Source organism: Sutterella massiliensis (genome assembly GCF_016899755.1).
Lineage (GTDB): Bacteria > Pseudomonadota > Gammaproteobacteria > Burkholderiales > Burkholderiaceae_F > Sutterella > Sutterella massiliensis.
In genome coordinates, this window is record NZ_JACJJC010000086.1 from 1 (window position 1) to 1312 (window position 1312).

The following is a 1312-nucleotide window of genomic DNA, read 5'->3' on the forward strand; positions in this document are numbered from 1 at the left end:
GCCGATGCCGACCGTCAGGTTCTGACTTGGGCCGGTCAGCCGATTCCGCACCTCTATGCTGTTGGTGAAATCGACTCCGTCCTCAAGTTCGTCTATCAGGGCGGCGGCAACCTGGCCGAATGTCTGGTCTATGGGCGCCATACCGGTAAGTTGATCGCCAAGCTGACGGAATCCAAGCTCTGATTGGATCGGCGTCGAGGGCTTGTTTATGTTATTGGCCCTCGACAAAGCGGCCGGCGATGCAGGGAACCCAATTCCCGGCTTCGCCGGTCGTTTTAATCTCGGGAGACCCAAAATGAACCGAAAGATGATTCTTGCTGCGTTTTGCGCCGCAGTAGGCCTTGTGTCTCTGACAACCGCGGGTTCGGCTCTCGCGGCAGATCCGGCGCCGGCGGGCGGTGAGTCGCATTTCCTGGCCGACCGACATGTTCAAAAGTATGGGCTTAAATGTGAAAGCTGCCACACGAAGGACATGAAGGTGAAGCAGTCGGGTGACTATGACGTCTGCGTGGATTGCCACGGCGACTATGAGAAGATGATCAAGAAGACCGAAGGAAAATACCAGGTCAACCCCCACGCTCAGCATGAAGGCATTCTTCCCTGCACGGAATGCCACAAAGGTCACAAAGCGGGCGTGAATTATTGCGGCCAATGCCACAGCTACATCTATAAGGTGCCGTGATACGGCAACTTTTAACAAATATCCGCGGAATTTCCTATCCAATGCGTAGCAAGGCGGAGCATTGGGTGGGAATGGATAGCGGACCGAGTGTTAGCTCGGTTTCTTCTGCCAAAAGAGCCGAATCTGCTCAGAAAAGAGCGGATTCGGCTCATCGTCAATGCTGTGATGTTGTGCTTTTTCGGCGGTTACTTGTCGTCGCCAAAGGCCTTTTCAAGGCTGATCGGAATCACCTGGTAGCCCATGCAGTTCTTAAGCTGAATTTCCACGGCAGGTTCTTTTGCGCCCCATTTGAATTCTTCGATGTAAGGATTCGGCATCGAAGTGAAGGCACCCGAGGCGAGGTCGAAGGAGGCGCCCGCCGTTGCCGAGTAGACAACGAGTGAATCATGATCCGGCATGTACTTCACGATCGACGTAACGGGGCTGTACCAGTCGTGGCCGCGTTCCTTGCCGTACTCCCAAATCTGCTGAACGGTCATATTCTTTTGGTCGATCTTGTAAACGACCGCTCGAGAGTATTTGTCAGAGGGAAGTGCCGGCTGCTCCATGCCGCGCGCATCACCGTTGTCGAAGGCTGAGAGATAGAGGATGTCGCCCTTCGACTTCTCGTCGATCTTGTAGGCGGTGTGC

At 54.6% G+C, this 1312-nt stretch carries 3 protein-coding genes; 2 read left to right on the forward strand and 1 reads right to left on the reverse strand.

Annotated elements, in window-relative coordinates; all coding sequences use genetic code 11:
- Both H6A60_RS11405 and H6A60_RS11410 read left to right on the forward strand, forming a co-directional pair.
- On the forward strand, window positions 1–183 hold a 183-nt coding region (locus H6A60_RS11405), incomplete at its 5' end, for an FAD-binding protein (RefSeq protein WP_205104708.1).
- A 112-nt stretch (window positions 184–295) separates the two neighbouring features.
- Window positions 296–682: a cytochrome c3 family protein gene (locus H6A60_RS11410; RefSeq protein ID WP_239477737.1), complete on the forward strand. Its 387-nt coding sequence runs from the start codon at window positions 296–298 to the stop codon at window positions 680–682.
- 185 nt (window positions 683–867) lie between these two features.
- On the opposite strand, the gene H6A60_RS11415 is transcribed toward H6A60_RS11410, so the two are convergent.
- Window positions 868–1312, reverse strand: a 445-nt coding sequence (locus tag H6A60_RS11415) for an aryl-sulfate sulfotransferase (protein ID WP_205104710.1), incomplete at its 5' end; no start/stop codon positions are given.